General features: G+C 58.6%; 14 protein-coding genes. All 14 read right to left on the bottom strand.

Translation table 11 applies throughout. The features are described from left to right. Positions 1 to 55: 55 nt before the first annotated feature. Entirely contained in the window at positions 56 to 886 is an 831-nt protein-coding gene (locus FVF58_RS15975; RefSeq protein ID WP_149670853.1) for an intradiol ring-cleavage dioxygenase, read from the bottom strand. 84 nt (positions 887 to 970) lie between these two features. Further along, on the bottom strand, positions 971 to 2035 hold the full coding sequence (locus FVF58_RS15970; protein WP_149670852.1) for a maleylacetate reductase: 1065 nt from the start codon (positions 2033 to 2035) through the stop codon (positions 971 to 973). Between the two features lie 16 nt (positions 2036 to 2051). Beyond that, positions 2052 to 2939, bottom strand: a complete 888-nt coding sequence (locus FVF58_RS15965) for an FAD synthetase family protein (RefSeq protein WP_149670851.1) — start codon at positions 2937 to 2939, stop codon at positions 2052 to 2054. A 32-nt stretch (positions 2940 to 2971) separates the two neighbouring features. Next, a complete protein-coding gene (locus tag FVF58_RS15960) occupies positions 2972 to 3562 on the bottom strand; it encodes a malonic semialdehyde reductase (protein ID WP_149670850.1) in 591 nt (196 codons plus the stop codon). Between the two features lie 98 nt (positions 3563 to 3660). Next, positions 3661 to 5214 (bottom strand): 4-hydroxyphenylacetate 3-hydroxylase N-terminal domain-containing protein, encoded by a 1554-nt coding sequence (locus FVF58_RS15955; protein WP_149670849.1) that lies wholly within the window; start codon positions 5212 to 5214, stop codon positions 3661 to 3663. Positions 5215 to 5251: 37 nt separating this feature from the next. Beyond that, positions 5252 to 5833 (bottom strand): flavin reductase, encoded by a 582-nt coding sequence (locus FVF58_RS15950; protein ID WP_149670848.1) that lies wholly within the window; start codon positions 5831 to 5833, stop codon positions 5252 to 5254. A gap of 53 nt (positions 5834 to 5886) precedes the next feature. Continuing rightward, positions 5887 to 6759: an ABC transporter substrate-binding protein gene (locus FVF58_RS15945; protein WP_149670847.1), complete on the bottom strand. Its 873-nt coding sequence runs from the start codon at positions 6757 to 6759 to the stop codon at positions 5887 to 5889. 84 nt (positions 6760 to 6843) lie between these two features. Beyond that, complete coding sequence (locus FVF58_RS15940; RefSeq protein ID WP_149670846.1) at positions 6844 to 7584, bottom strand: SDR family oxidoreductase; 741 nt, start codon at positions 7582 to 7584, stop codon at positions 6844 to 6846. Positions 7585 to 7948: 364 nt separating this feature from the next. Beyond that, a complete protein-coding gene (locus FVF58_RS15935; protein ID WP_149670845.1) occupies positions 7949 to 8911 on the bottom strand; it encodes a SphA family protein in 963 nt (320 codons plus the stop codon). Positions 8912 to 9030: 119 nt separating this feature from the next. Continuing rightward, positions 9031 to 9810: a flavin reductase gene (locus FVF58_RS15930; protein WP_188130832.1), complete on the bottom strand. Its 780-nt coding sequence runs from the start codon at positions 9808 to 9810 to the stop codon at positions 9031 to 9033. Between the two features lie 1022 nt (positions 9811 to 10832). Further along, positions 10833 to 11522 (bottom strand): ferredoxin reductase domain-containing protein, encoded by a 690-nt coding sequence (locus tag FVF58_RS15925; protein ID WP_149670843.1) that lies wholly within the window; start codon positions 11520 to 11522, stop codon positions 10833 to 10835. Between the two features lie 449 nt (positions 11523 to 11971). Continuing rightward, a complete protein-coding gene (locus FVF58_RS15920) occupies positions 11972 to 12202 on the bottom strand; it encodes a hypothetical protein (RefSeq protein WP_149670842.1) in 231 nt (76 codons plus the stop codon). A gap of 184 nt (positions 12203 to 12386) precedes the next feature. Next, positions 12387 to 13394 (bottom strand): transglutaminase family protein, encoded by a 1008-nt coding sequence (locus FVF58_RS15915; protein ID WP_149670841.1) that lies wholly within the window; start codon positions 13392 to 13394, stop codon positions 12387 to 12389. A 485-nt stretch (positions 13395 to 13879) separates the two neighbouring features. Next, the gene (locus tag FVF58_RS15910) at positions 13880 to 14995 is read right to left on the bottom strand and encodes a transglutaminase-like domain-containing protein (RefSeq protein ID WP_149670840.1); all 1116 of its coding nucleotides are present in this window, start codon (positions 14993 to 14995) and stop codon (positions 13880 to 13882) included. Between the last annotated feature and the right edge of the window lie 138 nt (positions 14996 to 15133).

Genomic DNA, 15133 nt, shown 5'->3' with positions numbered 1-15133 from the left:
ATGCAGACCTAAAGTCCGCTATTCATCATTAAAAATGACAATACTACGAAGCACCTTAGCCCTCGGGGTTTAGTACGAAGTCGTAAGTCAATGTATAACCGCCGTCGGGCTGCTTGATCCAGTCGGCTACCAACGTTTGCCGTACGCCGAAAACAGCATCGGAATCCAGATATTGGTCGCCGTTACGAAATACGTGCGTGACCAATGTCTGGTAATGCTTCGCCTTGATCATGAAATGAAGGTGGGCGGGGCGCCAAGGGTGGCGTCCCGTAGCACGCAGCAATTCGCCCACTGGACCATCGACTGGAATTGGGTAGGCGACAGCGACAACCGTACGAAATTCGAAACTACCGTCCTGTTGGGACGTGAGTACGCCTCTAGCTTGATGGGTCTCGAGATCCGGATACTGAACGTCATAGTTCCCCTCGGCGTCGGCCTGCCAAACTTCCAGCTCCGCCCCGGCAATTGGTTCGCCATTGCGATCCGTCACGGTACCTCGTACGAGGCAAGGTTCACCCACCGCGCCATTGGCGATATCGGCACCATTGTCATACCTGGGCGCGCCTTTTACGTGGAACGGCCCGAAAACGGTCGATTCCGTGCAACCTTCCGGTTTTTTGTTGTTCATCGCAACTGTCAACATCGACAACCCGATGACGTCACTCAACAAGATGAATTCCTGCCGCTTGTCGTCACATTTTTTCCCGGTCGCGGTCAAAAATGAAATCGCTGCCTGCAGCTCTTGTTCGGTTAATTCGACTTCCCGTGCGAAGTTATGTAGATGAGTGATAAGGCTGACGAGTAGGGCCTTCAGACGAGGATCCGGGGTGCCGGATAAGAGATCTACCACTGCTTGCGTGACAGTTTGTTCATTCAGGTTTCGCACGTTTGTCTCTCATTTCTTGAGTGTTGATGATCAGCGAGGCGAGGAGACTAATAATGCCTCTGGCGATGGATGGTGCAATCGGATCTACGGTCGTACACCCTCGTATGCATCTTGTAGCAGTTGTCTTATTGCCACTCTCTCTAGTGGCCGAGGATTGGGGTATTGATTTTCCAGCGCAATCGCGCATGCCTTATCGAGTTCTGACGCTTTCATTCCGATATCCTTCAATGCCAACGGTACACCGTTCATTTTCGCCAGATCGAAAATGGCTTGCGGTGCGCTAGTGCCGTTTAGCGCACGCGCGATGCGCTCCATCGCACGGGAGGCGGCCGTCGCGTTGTAGGCGAGTGCATGCGGCAAGACGATAGTGTGGGTTTCTGCATGCGGCAGGTTGAAGCTGCCGCCTAACACATGGCAAAGTTTATGATGCAGAGACATACCCACGCTCCCCAGCACCGATCCACATAGCCACGCGCCGTAGAGCGCATCCGCACGCGCGCGCCGAACGTGCGCATCTTCGGAGTCGAGCGTCAGTAAGGGCAGCGCTCGTCCGATGGCAGCGATGCCCTCGGCGGCCATCAGATCTGTGATCGGGTTGGCATCCAGGGCGTAAAGACCTTCCGCCGCATGAGCAATCGCATTGATCCCGCTGCTAACGCTCAACGATACTGGCAGCGAGTAAGTAAGTTCGGGATCGTAGATCACGGTCTTTGGCATGACACGGATATCGCGACCGGTCTTCTTTAGCCCCGCTTCGGTTATACCGTAGATCGGTGTCATTTCAGAACCAGCATAGGTAGTCGGAATAGCAAGAATCGGAAGGTCCGACTCCAGTGCGATCGCTTTTCCGAGTCCTGTCGTCGAACCACCGCCGATTGCTATGGCGCAGTCGGCGTCAAGACGACGCGCTAGCTCGCGTGCTTCGCGCGCAACCTCGACCGGTACATGCATAGCCGCCCTATCGAACACGCCGGCGACACGAGACCCGAGAATCCCTGCTATCCGTTCTGCATCTCGACGTTGATCAGGTGTCGCGAGTATGAGTGCGTGACGCGCGCCAAGCAGGTCGATTTCTGCTTCGATCCGGCCCAGAGCGCCTGCACCAAATACGACTCGCTGCGGATGGCTCGTAAAAATAAATTGGTTCATGATAGTTCTCGCTGGCTCAAGTCAAGGCCATCGTGTTGAATGCGAAGCGGCTTGGGGCCGATCTCGCCCGATCATGGAATCGGACGGTCATCGCGTCACCGAGGGCAACTCGCGTCTGCTTCTCAACAAGCAAACGTATCGTGCGCGCGCCAATCTGTGAATGTTCCTCTCGAACCTGCAAGATAGCGTCAATCCAGGGCGCCGCGACATGCTGCTTTTTTACCGTTCCGGCGTAATCCCCTATCGGCGGCGAACACAAATCACCGGGTACCAGGAGGTCGATCACGCGGCAAGCAGAATCACTCGGACCGAACACCGTCCCGGACAGCTCGTGCGGCCGATCTAGCATTGCATTTGCGTCAGCAATATTGCCTTGCTGGATTAGCCGCCGTGTTTCGCTTGACGAACACTGCGCACCGTTCTCAATGTACGTATTTGGCCGCAGCGGCACGGGACATACGTCAAACCTGAGGCAACCACCAAGGTTGCCCAAATACGTCGTATTGCCTTGTCGACCACTGCCGCAGACGAAATTCTCGCCGACGATCAGTGAACGCATGCCCAGCTTGTCAACCAAAGTCCCCCGCACAAATTCATCTGCCGACTCCACGCTTCGCTGCCGATCAAATTTCAGAACGAGGCAGTAGTCGACATGTCCCGTGGACGCTAACAGATCCATACGACCTTCAAGGGTCGATAAGCGTGGTGGGCAGGATTCGGGACGCAACGTGGCAAGCGGGTGAGGATCGAATGTGACCACAACAGTGGGGAGCTGCAAGACCAATCCTTGATCTCGCAGCGTCCGCAGAACGCGCCTGTGCCCACGGTGAACGCCATCGAACATCCCGATCGACACGGCCGACCCGGACAAATGGAATTCACTTGGATCGGAGATGACTATCATGGATACCTCCCGTAAGCCTCGTCAATAGCGGATCAAATTACCTTGCAGGCTTCGTCAAAAGAAAGCCGTGGGCTGCGAGGAAACAACGCGGAAGGATCCCCGCGACCCAGGCCGCAAATGAAGTTCGATTTGATCGATGTGCCAGCGAACACTGTGGCGTCAACCTTTGCATTGTCGAAACCGGACATCGGGCCGCAGTCCAGACCAACCGCACGTGCCGCCGCGATCAGATATCCACCCTGCAAGGTTCCATTGCGAAAGGCAGTCGTTTCAGCGAACCCGATCTTCGCTTCGCCTTCGAACCAGGCCTTGACAGTCGGGTTATGCGGAAAGAGCCTCGGCAGATCCTCGTAGAAACGCGTCTCGTAACCGACAACCGCCAGCACTGGCGCCGTCATACTCTTAACGACATTCCCCGGACTGAGAGCGTCCTTCAGCTTTTCCTTGCCGGCTTCACTGCGCACGAAAACGATCCGAGCCGGCGAACAATTCACTGAAGTGGGACCCCACTTCATTAGTTCGTACACTTGTTTCAACTGCTCGTCCGAGACCGGCTCATCGAGCCACCCGTTTTGGCTTCGACCCTTGCGAAACACACGGTCCAAAAAATGCTCATCTAACATAATGCGTCATCGTCCTGGAGAGAAATGGTACCGTGCAAAAGCACGGTACTTACATCGCAATTAGCGCAGGTAACTCACGAACTTAGGCTGATTGCGCGTCAGATGGACATGGTGCCGCTGAGTGCCAGCGATTCTTGATGCCGTGCCGAGTCAAGCGCTTTGGCGTAGTCGGCCGTCACTTTGTAATCGCTGTTCTCGTCGATCTCCGACTCGATTCCGCAAACCCGGCGAGCGAGTCTTGCATACGGGCCCGAACCAGAGAATTCCGCGCGTTGCATGGTCAGCGTGCGAATCGCCTGTAGCGGCGTGCCGTTGAAGTTTTCGAAAACGAACAGGCGGCTACCCCAGTCCGTCAGGAACAGGTCACGGATCACCCGGCCGATCTGAACGCGGTCGTGCGGCTTGCCGACGGGGCCGCTGTTCAAGCGTTCAAACCACGGATTGAGCGTCGCATCATTCCATTGATCTTCGCTCGCGAAGATAAGAGCACTACGCCCGGAAAGGTCGACCAGCTCGTAGATCATCTGCGAGAAGTTCTCGAGATAGAGCGCGCGACCAAAGTCGTAGATCAGAATATTCGGCTTGTAGTGTCCGCCGGGCGTGTGAAAGCCCAATTCCTCCGCCGCGATAACGTGGGCTAGCATCGCCTGGTGAAAACCAATCAGTTTCGCGACCCGGGTCATGACAGCCGGAATCTTGTTGGTTCCAATATGCTCGGTAATCAGCACGGCGAGTCCAGCCATCAGCTCAGCGCGCACCATCTGGCGAACCAGCGCATGGTAATGCAGCCAGTCGAAGACACGTTGCGGGTAAAGCTTGGCATGTTCAGGATTGCCGATATGGAAGACATGCGACCACGGAATGAAGACATTTTCGAAAAGCGTCATGCCGTCGAGTTCATCGCCTTGGGAGGCCAGCGGGTGTTCGATCGGATCATCCTTCACCACGCCTTCACGACAGACGATCGTCACCCCTTTGGTATTGACGGGCGTCGCTGCGAAAATAACCTGATCACCGGGAATGCCAGGACGGAAGAAGACGCCGATATGGATCCAATCGGCAAAAGCGACGCCAGTGCCGATCGCTTTGATACCGTTGACAACGATTCCCTTCTCGTTCTGTTCGACTATACGCAGACCCGGCGAGCGCGCCTGTGCTTCCGGGTTGGACCGGTCCATTTGCGGATCGACAAATTGCGGTGCGCAATTAAAATCGTTATCCTTCGCAAAGTTAACGAAGTTAACGATATTTTTCGCTTTGATATGGCCCTCCGCACCGATAGATTGGGTTTCCCATGGCGTCGGATCATCCAGGTAAGTCTGCAATACGTAGTTGTTCACATCGGGACTGCGGGGAAAGGATGCACCAGCCATTTCGCGCATCACGGTCTCGTGGTACTTGCGCTTACGCCGAAGTTGGTCCTTACTGTGATGGCCGAACCATTGCATTGAACGACGTTTGCCATTCTCGTCGACAAAGGTCACGACGTCTTGCAAATCGGGGCGATGATGCAAGTCATAGAAATCTGCATGACGCTGAGCATAGTCACGCGTTTTAGGGTGCGTCGCGATGTTATCGATCTTTTCGTTTCCCACCCAGACTTGACGCCCGTCATTCAGAGAGTCAAGGTATTGACGACCGGTTCGGATCATGACTTTTTCCTTCGAGTATTTAATTGAAAACGACTGATTAAAGTGTTGCGGGCCGGGTTGTTGCGTAAGCGCGCTGATAGTAAGCGAGGGGGTGACGCTCTTCTGCTTTGGTGGTCGCGATAACGCGCGCGAAAATGAGGCTGTGCGTCCCAACCTCAATAGCATCTGCGACACGACAGTCGAGCGTCATCATCGCTTCCTTGCAGTAGGGAGCGCCGCTTGCCAGGATTCCCCACTGACTCCTCTCAAACCGTTCTGGCATTGACAGCCCACCAACGCCCGCGAAGAGTTGGGACAGTTCACTCTGATCTGCACTCAGCCAGTTCACAGTGAGTATCCCGTTCGCTTTGATCACGCCGTTAGCGAAGCTGTTGCGGTTGACGCAAACCAGCACAGTCGGAGGCGTGTCACACACTGAGCAGACTGCAGAGCAGGTAACGCCAGCTCTGCCACCCGGGCCGTCAGTGGCGAGGATAGTCACGGGAGTGATTGCTTTGGAAAGCGCCTCCCTCATCTCAGTCGCGCTCACTTCGGCAGATACTGTCTCTGGCAGATTTCCCGGCGGCGTGGCAATTGCGAAATCGGCAGCTAATACTTGTCTTTTCTGCGTGTTGGGCATAACACGTCTCCAGATGGAAGATTGCTTGCGTCCCAGTTCAGGCAGCGGCCGGCTTACAAGGTCGTCAGGAACATCTGGTCGGCGGTTCCCGCAGGGACGCCGAGTTCCGCGGCGACAGCAGCGACCCCCTCTTTGGCAACTTTGAGGTCCACGCGACCATCGGAAGTGAAATGCGGACGGATGTACCGCTCGTAGTGTTGCTCCGCTTCTGCGTTGGTCAGTCGGTTCAACATCGATGCGATGTGTTCGACGGCGAGGCTGGGCTGTTCGGCGATCGTTTTGAGCGACCGCTTGTAGGCCCGCACCATAGCTTGCAGGGCTGGATCGTCGAGCGAGATGCGCGAAGGGTCCACGGCGAGTCCCACAGTGGGGATCTGGAAGTGGTCGCCCACCCAGGACAGCACCGAAAATCCCTCTTCGCGGGCGACCTGTTCAGCCGATAACGTGCTGCCCACGTAAGCCGCATCAATCGTACCGTCGCGAAGGCGTCGCAGGTCCATCTGGTAGTCGCCCGGGATTCGATGCACGCATTCCACGTCGCGATCGGGATCCAGCCCGTGCTTGCGCAGCACGATCCGCGCAAAAACCCCGGGGGCGGTGCGGGCCCCGTGAACCGCCAGTCGGCGGCCCCGAAGATCCTCCATGGACTTCACGCCGTTAGCGCCGACGAACCAAAAAAGCGGTCGGTGCGTGTTGACGCTTAGGGCCGTCCATTCGATGCCGTCAGTCATTCGCGACAATAGGGCCCGGCCAAGACCGATGGTTGCGCCCGCGCGCACACGTTCAGTCTTCCATACGGCTCCGTCGCGGAGGGCGACGTGAACACCTTCTTCCTCGAAATATCCCTCTTGATCGGCTACATGCGCGATCAGCTCCTCGTGGATACCGGCCCCGACGTAAGTCAGGTCAATCGAGAGCTTTGGCAATTAACACCTCTGTCAAGTCAATCAAACGCATTGGCAAAATAAAGCCTCTCCGAGCCTCAGACATAATCCGGGTACTCGTCGAACTCACTCCATTCCAAAGCCGCCGCTTACGGGGATGTAGTGACCGGTCGTGAAACCCGACGCGTCACCTGCCAGATACGCCACTGTATTGGCCACTTCGCCAGGACGGGCAAGCCGTCCCATCGGTATGGACGCAGCGATCGCCTTCAGCCGTTCGGCGGAGATGAGCCCAGCCGAAGTAGCGCCCTCCACCGTGGTCGGCGCAACGAGGTTGGCGGTGATGCCGTGGGGCGCCAGTTCCAAAGCGACGTATCGCACGAACTGATCCAGGGCCGCCTTGGCGGTGCCCAGCGTAATCATCCCGTCACGCGGACGACGCGACAGCAGGGTACTCAGGTAGATCAGCCGCCCGTGACCACGAGAAATCATTCCTGGCACAACGGCCTTCGTTGCCAGGAAGGCGGCGCGCAGTTCAGAGTCCACCTTGCCGCCGAGTTGCTCCCAGCTCAAGTTGCCGAAGGAGGTGACGTCATAGGGCGTCAACGCGTTGTGCACGAGAACGTCGACCCCACCCCATTGCTGACTGATTTCGTCCACCATGGCGGCGACATCGTTTGGCTCAGTGACGTCGCCTTTGATCACCATAGCTTCTCCACCGGCCGCGACGATCGTCGCGGCCACGTCTTCGGCCTGGGGTGCACTGGAACGATGGTTGACGACTACCTTGTATCCCTGTTTGGCCAAAGCGATCGCAATGGCCGCACCAATGCCCCGGCTGGCTCCAGTGATCAGCGCGACTGCCATGAGGACACCTCCGCTTCAAGGTTCGCCCGACACTCTTTCTCGAAGGGAACACGTGGCCCCATATAGATCAAATTAGTTGTACGCATTAGTCAAATAACTCCTCTCTCAGGTCAGTCGGGTGGGTCGGCAAATAACTCGAAACGCGGACGACGTGGGCACTCGTCGTATTCAATTCATGACAAGGTGCCTCGTGTGTCCTGTTTGATCTACAGTACACCGCTGAAACTTTTAACTCTACGGATGCCGCCTCATAGAGACTATTCCGTGGCGGAATGAAGCGGATCTCGCTCGAAGAGCGGTCGATAAAATGCGCGATGGTGCGATCACCAAAACTGGGTAATGCTGGTCGACAACCAGACGACGCCTATTCGAATGGCATGTACATCTGCAGCCAGACGCGATTCCCCTCTGGCCGGTTGCGAACCATCATTTCGCGCTGGTACTTGAGCGCCACGGAGAATTTACGTGTTCCGTACGCGATGGACGGGCCCACAGCAAACACCTGTCCGCGGTTGCCGTTGCCATTTACCGACTGCCCGTGCTGCGTATCGTCTGTCACCTGTCGATAGAAATATCCGCTCGCCCCGATCTGCCACATCGGAGTAATGCGGAACCCGGCGTTATAGTCGACGATAAACTCGTTCCCCGAGTGATAGTCGGTTACGTGATTCACCGAATTCACGCTGTAAAGCGCGCGCGCACTGAACTCGACATTCGGCACCGGTATCCACGTGACGGCGTAGTTCGGCTGCATCGAGTAGTAGTGCCGGCCGGGGTTCACGAGCCGGCTTGCGTCGTAACTGCCGGTCGGCAGAAAGAATTCGAGGCCTACCACCTGATGCAGGTTGCCCCAATGCCAGCCGAGGAAGAGCGGCCCAACAGTCAGGTCCGACAGCCCCGTCGCGCTGCCGCTCTTGTAGACCGTACCTTTTGGCGTGTGCGCGTCGAAGTGCAGATCGAGATTCACAAACGGAATGTTCGTTCGCGACTCGAGCGTTGCGCCGAGGAACGTTACGTCCCGCCAGACATGAGACAACCGGAATGCCGCCGCCTGCGCGTGCAGCGAGAACTCCGATACGCTGCCTGAGGGGTTCCCACTATTGCCCACGAGCGTCGTCGCCTCGTATTCCTGCAGATAGACATAGATGTGATTGCCCGGTGGAGGTTGAACGCCCGAAAGCAGCGTGTTCACGCCGATGGGATAGTTGTTCCCGTCGCCTTCCGTCGCATGCAGGGTCGTTATCCAGCAACATGATGCAATCGCAGCGCCCACCCGAAGCGGGATACCGACCGAGCGAAAATGGCCACGAAACTCGAAAAAAGACATAGCGTCCCCTGCGCGCTCGTCCGGAATTGCACGGCGCTGTTGATAAATTTCGTTATGCTGGATGGAAAAACAAAGCGCGCTAGCGGAAGCGCATGAGTCTGCCCATCAACCCGGATTGCCTAAGCGGGCGTGCACGCTTCCTCTGACGAGAGGCGCGGATTGCGAACAAAAGACCTTTCGGCATTTCCATAGCCAGGACCGCACAGGAAGTCTGACTTCAGCGGGGTTTCGCTAAAGATCGCCTCGTCGAGCGCCGCAATATTGAAGGTCGACATCGGTCCACCATCCCGGCCGAATACGCGTGCAGCGGCAATTGGATATCCGCCTTTAAGTGTGCTGTTCCGGAATGATGTGGTGCTTGAAAAGACCTGCTTCTGTTCGCGTTCGAACCACGCATGAACGCCGATGTTGTGCGGAAAGGGCGTCCGCATCCGCTCATCGGTAGCGATGCGCTCCTGCCAGCTACTCTGGCTGCGCGCGTTGAAATATGGCGTGCCGGTCGGAGAATACCGCCAGCGGTTGCTCGCGACCCGCTCGCTCATCGACACTTGACCGGTGCCCGAAAAGAGCCTGGAGATGTCCAACCACCCGGCAATGAGGCGGTTGATTGACGGTACGGCACTGGTCTTAATGACGCTGTTCGCCGCGCTTACGCGGTTCACGCAGAGAAGGATCGGCGGCGGCGTATCGCAGACCGTACTGATGGCCGAGTATGTGACGCCTGCGTGCCTGCTCGGTCCGTCGGTCTTCACGGTGGTCACAGCAATCGTGGCCCGTGACAGCGCCTCACAGAATCGAGTCGGCGAGATGCTGGTCACCGGTAGGCCGACAGAAACTAACGCGTATTCACGCTCGAGTTCACGGGGGGGACTGTGCCGCAGTCGTTGCGCGAATGACACTCCATTTCTCCTGATGTCGAGTCGGCCTAGGGACTTCCCTGTAATGAAGCAGACTCGCGGTCTGTAGGGACACTGCATACCGCGAACTGATTTTGTTCAACTACATTAGGCCCGCCAAATTAATCCCTCTATGGACGCGGCGTCATAGACACTATTCCACGGCGTAATGAAGCCAGCCCGCACCTGCATCAGCGTCACTGTTTGATATCCTCCTACCAGGCGCATTATCACGAAAGCGACACGCGTGCTGAATCTCACGCATCCCGCGCTCAGGAAGCCACTAACGTGGATGCGGATGGACTTTCGGCGATCAGCTGTTCATCAGCGCCATCCGGCGATCCACAGAGACTCGCTCAACATGGAGCCACATCGCTGGACATTTAGACTTCAGGTATGTTGACGAGAACATCGTGGCGGCCATCGATGCGTCGATGCCGTTCTGCTCCCGAACTGAACCGTCCGCTGTCTGCGTCCGAAATGTCGCTCGCCCGTTGGATGCCGGAGCACGGCGAACCGAAAGTGTGGGAGTTTCTCGAACAACTCGCAGCGGCGCAGGTCACGTCGTGCCGCTGTCCCTTGATGTGGAAGCGTCAACTTCCACATCATGGGACGCGAACCTGCCCCACCGAGCGTAAGCATTCTCGGGGACTATGTTTTCGGACCGGTCGCTCGAGACAGCCGTGACGCTTCCGTCCGGAAAGCGACATGTAGCCGCCTGACCAAAGCCGTAACTCGAATGACTGCTCTGGCCGAGTGGACTTGCCGGATGGAGTCTGTACGACAATGTTGGGTGTCTGAGGCGGATTGCCGCCTGCAAAGAAGGGCGGATGACTACTGTAACTTTGGAAACTGCCTTCGTGGCGACGTCGACGCATAAGACTGCTTATAGGGTCGCCAACAGGCATTGGATGGCGGCTTGCAGTATTCCAAAGCCACGGCCCGGCGTACGAGGACGACGAGCATGCGTCAGCAGATGAAAGCGCGGCGAGGTCACCGCGCCATGCACTGCTGTCGACCGCCTGTTACGCGGTCTGGTCGCCGAGGGTAATTTTATGAATATTTGCTGCGTACACCCATTTGCGGGCCTGGCGCTCAACAAGATCCATGAAAGCAGGGGGGCCGCTGCAGTATATCTGTGCGTTAGCGTGAGTTGGACTCATTGCGTGAGAAGTCTTCTGCGCGAACTGATCATCAGACAGGCCGAAATGGTGATGGACCTTACCGCGACCTCGAAGCGCGTCAAATTCCTCGCGGAGAACTGCGCGGTCAGCCGATCGGGCGAAGGTGTGCACCTCGAACCTTTGACCTGCCGATGCAAGCCGCTTCGCGATGCCCGCGATTGATGCCGCGCCGATTCCTCCAGCGAAAAGGATAGATCGCACACGATCGTCAAAAATTGTCGGAAGGCTTTTGGGCGTGCCGACAAATACTTCGTCTCGTTCATTTAACGGAAAATCGGATTGCAGATTGTCCGTTCTGTCATCACCTTCTTGTCTCATGCCTATTACGTAAGCATTGGGCAGGTTCGGAACACAGAGCAAGGGATACATTCTTTCCTTGCCGCCAGAGTGATGCAGACAGAGAGTGACGCACGAGCCATCGTCAAACGGCGGAAGCAGCGATCTGGACGTTGTTCGAAGTTCAACGGCACGATAGCCTTCAGCAATTTGCCATTTCTGGCCCACGATGGCGGGGATCAGGTTGTCAAGCATATCGTCTCCAATAGGACCTGTATCTTCCGGAACCGGAAGGCGTATCAGTGTATGGGTCGCATGTAAATGGCCGATCCTGCAGCTAATGGGAGGACGGCTCTCATCGAGGGTAGGGCGGTCGGAAGTTCCCAGCAAGGCGTCGTAGTCGAATGTCGGTCATATAGTTCTGCAGATAATCGCGTCCCTGTCCAACTTTGGGAGGGTAGCGAGCGCATCCGCCATGAACGCAGCCTTCAGACTCTCCACGAGGCTCGATGAAGAGTCGAAGGGCATTCTGCGCGGCCGCTTTTTTTCCAAGCCTGACCACGTGGTTATAGATTTGTTATCTGCCAGGTCTTCCGCAGAACCGATTCACGATCCCTACGCCGCTGGAGTTTGAGGTATCCACGCTTGCACAGCGAGTTGCGCGTCTCGCTCAGCCCCGATGCTCCATGTTTTCCGAGCATCTTTCAGAATCCCGGGAAAGCGGCCATGCCGACGAGATCCTTCAGATTTGCGGCGCGCGAGCGGTAGCCTTCTCGCGCGAGCGCCAGCACGGCGTTTGGACCCACGGTGGCATATCTTCCGATCATTCGCATCAAGTGCACGCGGAGAAGAGGCAGGGCGGGATCAGGTACCGGATAGACCAGATGCTTCACGATGTCGCTCTTCGTCGCCGGCGAGCGATACAGCGCTGTCATACGGCGTCGCGAAGCAACCGAGGGCGCACCGCACGACGCGTTAGCGAGTGGTGCCCGGCCACTGCGAATGAATGGGTCGAGCAGGGCGGGGATTTACCCCCGGTGTCCGGAATAGGTAAGCGTGTGCGTTGGACTAACGGTCGATTCATGAGACTACGTCGTACGGAAACGCGGTCGTCAAAGGTCAAGATCCGGCGGCCATAGGGCTCTGTGAGGGACGTTCGCCGATCGATTCCGGCTCTGCCGGCTGCTCGATTCGCCGAACGCTGACGCTGACATCCATGCCGATGAAGTCCTGCGCGGCACCGAACCAGGAACCGGACACTGGTGCGGCCTGTTCGGGCTTGCGCGTGTATGCCACCCGGATCAGGTCAGTACCGCCAACGAGCGAGTTGGTCGGGTCGTATGGTACCCAGCCCGCGCCTGGCAAGAAGACGTGCAGCCATGCGTGGGTCGCGCCGGCGCCCACCACGAGCGGCTCGTCGCGGCTTTCGACCTGTCTCGCGCCCTGCTGCAGTCCCGTGTTGCGTACCGCCGGCGGAGTCGGCGTGTCGAGCGTTTGGTCGTACAGATACCCCGACACAAAACGCGCCGCCAATCCCAGTCCCCGCAGCACTTCCATCATCAGCAGCGCGAAATCCCGGCAGGTACCGCTGCGCCGGTTCAGCGTTTCGGACGGAAGGTGAGTGCCCATGGCGTCACGCGATTGGTACTGGAAGTCGCTGCGGATAGCGGCGTTGATATTGGCCAGGATGTCGCGCGTGTGCGTGGTGCCGCGCCGGGGCAGAAACTGCGCCGCCCAGTCGCGCAGCAGGGGCTGATCCTCAGGATATTGCGGCGTCAGGAAGGGTGCCAGGTCGAGCCGATCCTCGTCGGTGTAGCGAAACGGGTAGTTCTCGGCTTCGGGCGCCACCGGTAACTCCAGATTCCTAACGCCGAAATGCTCGATCACGAAGTGCGCGCGAAGCCCCAGCGCGTCGGCCGGCACCCGCGGTTCGACGATCGCCACTGAATTGGAAAACACGTCCTGCATCCAGTACTGTGTGCTATGCGGCGACACCGTCAGCGTGGCCGACAGCACGCGGATGTCGTGCGCGGCACGCGGCCGGAACATCACGCGGTGCGGCGAGAACTCCACAGGTTTGTTGTAGCGATAGGTTGTGACGTGCTCGACTTCGAGAAAGACGGACATGTGCGACCTCCGGGCCAGTGCTGCGAGAACTGGTTGTCACGCACGGACGCTTTTGCGCGCGCCGTCGAGCGGCAGTGAGACAACGGCGATGCCGAACTTGCACGCTGACACCCCATGATGCCACTGACCGCTTTACCCTGATTCCGTTGAAAACCAGGCGCTGGCTTCATGTTGCCCCCGCCAGACAGTCAAGATTGGGCGGGTTGCGGCTTGTTCTCCGCCGACCGGATACGGCCGACAATCGCAGGCTTTCGTGCATATCTGAAGTGCTCAGAAGGCAAGGCCATGGCTTTGCGGTGAAAGCTCGCCGCGGCGAGTCCCAGTGTGTTCCCGGCTGAGGACGCGTCACCGCTCAGCGCCAACCACAGCGGAAAAGAGTCAGCGCACAAGTCGATTAAGAATCACCCTCGGCGTGTTCTGCGGGTCGATCGCGTGGGGGGCTTTTTCGTAGCGGCGGTGTCGGGCGCGCGCCATGCACGCCTCAGTCAGCGTGCCGCCACGCGTATCAACCCTGCCGCCGGACCCGGCTTCGCGAGCGCATCGGCCTGGTCAACGGCGACGCGCCACTTCGGAAACTTCCCGGAGCCGTCGACTTTCCACGCCTCGCCTGTTTCATCGACATACATCGCGTTCGCGCTTCGCCCGGCCGCCGACGCGCGCCGCAGCGCGCCCGGCGCTGCGCGTTCGAACGACCGGCTGCCCTGTTCGTTGAACACTGTCGCAAGCGGCCGCCGCGCCTGGCCCGACCGGCTGAGCGGGGTGGTAAGCGGTCCCGCGGGCGCGCGCAGCACCGCGTCAGCGGGCTCGCGGCCGGCGAGGATCGCGCCGAGCAGCGCGGACGGACCGCTCGAAGCCGATGCTTCGTTGGCCGTATCGCCGGCGCGCTTCGCGGTCGGCGCGCTCGGTGAATCGAGTGCGAGCGGTTCGCTGGCGCCGTCGACCTGCACGACGAGGATGACGTGCCAGTCGTCCGGTGTGTTGTTGTAGCGCGGCGCGAGTGACACGAGACGCAGCCGCGCGATGTCGAAACCCGCGTCGCGCAGCAGCAGGTATTTGGCGACGGCGAAATCCTTGCACACGCCGCTTTCGGCAAAGAACCGTGCCGGCGCGTAGTAGCTGCCGTCGGTTCCGTCGCGGTAGCGGACCTCGTTGACGAGCGCGTCGGCGAGCAGCACGGCTGACGCATCGCCGGCCTTCACGCGCGCTGCCCGCACCTGCGCGACGAGGCGGGTCCAGCCGGCGGGTTCGCGCGTCAGGTGGCTGCGCAGCGCTTCGCGCAGGCGCTGCACGCGGCCGATCGCATCCGACGATGGTTCGAGCTTCCTGTCGGCAAGCGGCAGGAGGAACATCAGGTCGCCGACTTGCGCGAGTTCCGGGCGGATCTTGCGGTTGGCTTCCCACCACGTCCCGGTGCGCAGGCGCTCGATACCAGCTTTCAGTGCGTGGGGCGTGGCCGAATCGCTGGGATCCGCGTCGCGCGTGCCGGATGCATAGCGTTGCGATGCGGCCGGCAGGTTCGCGGCGCCCGCGACGACGGGCAAAAGCACCGCAGCCGCGAACGAGCACTGGAGAAAGCAGCGGAGCAGTCGAGCGAGCTGCATATGTAAACTCCCGGAAGCCACACCGGGCGCCGATGCGCCCGGTGTTTCGAAGCCTCCCGATGCCGTTTTGCGCCATTCGGCGCAAGGCAACGCTGGCTTGAAACCAACATTGCATGCGACGTGCCAACTCGTCGTATC

It is taken from the genome of Paraburkholderia panacisoli (assembly GCF_008369935.1).
GTDB lineage: Bacteria > Pseudomonadota > Gammaproteobacteria > Burkholderiales > Burkholderiaceae > Paraburkholderia > Paraburkholderia panacisoli.
The sequence above is the reverse complement of the archived record's forward strand: the minus strand, read 5'-3'. Positions and strand labels throughout refer to the sequence as shown.

Excerpts from the sequence above, each read along its gene's own strand:
- FVF58_RS15970 (WP_149670852.1), bottom strand. The coding sequence starts at position 2,035 with ATGAACCAATTTATTTTTACGAGCCATCCGCAGCGAGTCGTATTTGGT.
- FVF58_RS15965 (WP_149670851.1), bottom strand. The coding sequence starts at position 2,939 with ATGATAGTCATCTCCGATCCAAGTGAATTCCATTTGTCCGGGTCGGCC.
- FVF58_RS15960 (WP_149670850.1), bottom strand. The coding sequence starts at position 3,562 with ATGTTAGATGAGCATTTTTTGGACCGTGTGTTTCGCAAGGGTCGAAGC.
- FVF58_RS15955 (WP_149670849.1), bottom strand. The coding sequence starts at position 5,214 with ATGATCCGAACCGGTCGTCAATACCTTGACTCTCTGAATGACGGGCGT.
- FVF58_RS15950 (WP_149670848.1), bottom strand. The coding sequence starts at position 5,833 with ATGCCCAACACGCAGAAAAGACAAGTATTAGCTGCCGATTTCGCAATT.
- FVF58_RS15940 (WP_149670846.1), bottom strand. The coding sequence starts at position 7,584 with ATGGCAGTCGCGCTGATCACTGGAGCCAGCCGGGGCATTGGTGCGGCC.
- FVF58_RS15935 (WP_149670845.1), bottom strand. The coding sequence starts at position 8,911 with ATGTCTTTTTTCGAGTTTCGTGGCCATTTTCGCTCGGTCGGTATCCCG.
- FVF58_RS15925 (WP_149670843.1), bottom strand. The coding sequence starts at position 11,522 with ATGCTTGACAACCTGATCCCCGCCATCGTGGGCCAGAAATGGCAAATT.
- FVF58_RS15920 (WP_149670842.1), bottom strand. The coding sequence starts at position 12,202 with ATGACAGCGCTGTATCGCTCGCCGGCGACGAAGAGCGACATCGTGAAG.
- FVF58_RS15915 (WP_149670841.1), bottom strand. The coding sequence starts at position 13,394 with ATGTCCGTCTTTCTCGAAGTCGAGCACGTCACAACCTATCGCTACAAC.
- FVF58_RS15910 (WP_149670840.1), bottom strand. The coding sequence starts at position 14,995 with ATGCAGCTCGCTCGACTGCTCCGCTGCTTTCTCCAGTGCTCGTTCGCG.